Below are 598 nucleotides of genomic sequence, written 5' to 3'. Positions count from 1 at the left end.
CGCGATTGTCGGTGCCGATCAGCGCCGTCTTGCCGCGATAGTTCAGCCACAAGTCGCCATCGGTGACATTGGTGAGGTCGCTCTGGAAGATCGACGCCAGCGAAGCGCCGTCCTTCGGCAGTTTGACATCCATGACGATGCTGTAATTGTCGAAGGTCGAGCCGCCATTCTTCGGGTTGAAGCCGGGCGTCACCTTCAAACCGTTGCGACCATCGAACTGCGGCGCGGTGATGACGCCGCTTACCGCGCCGCCGACGGTTTCTTCACCGAAGACAACCGGCTGAATGCGCGGATCGCCGCCGATATTCTGCGACAGCGAGCCGGAACCGACCGTCGGCGACATGGTGCCGTTGGAAAAATCGAACTGCACCATTTTAACGCCAGGAACCTGAGACGGGAACGGACCTTGAGCCGTTACCCTGCCAAGGGCCGAGACTTCGCCCGCCGACAATGTCTTTTCGAGGAAGGCGACCGACGACATGGAGAATGCGGCTGTTTCACCGCTGTCATCGGCAAACAGCAGAAAACCCGCGGCGCTGATGTCATAGGTGGCGCCGACGGGCTGGCTACCCATCAGCTTGCCGTCGGCATATTTGTG

1 protein-coding gene is annotated in these 598 nt (G+C 60.2%); it reads right to left on the bottom strand.

Features of this window, described 5'->3' with window-relative positions; all coding sequences use genetic code 11:
* The coding region (locus L904_RS28235) for a hypothetical protein (protein WP_198157983.1) at positions 1-598 on the bottom strand (598 nt) is incomplete at both ends.

Origin of the sequence: Agrobacterium sp. LY4 (genome assembly GCF_001526585.1) — a bacterium.
GTDB lineage: Bacteria > Pseudomonadota > Alphaproteobacteria > Rhizobiales > Rhizobiaceae > Agrobacterium > Agrobacterium leguminum.
The sequence above is the reverse complement of the archived record's forward strand: the minus strand, read 5'-3'. Positions and strand labels throughout refer to the sequence as shown.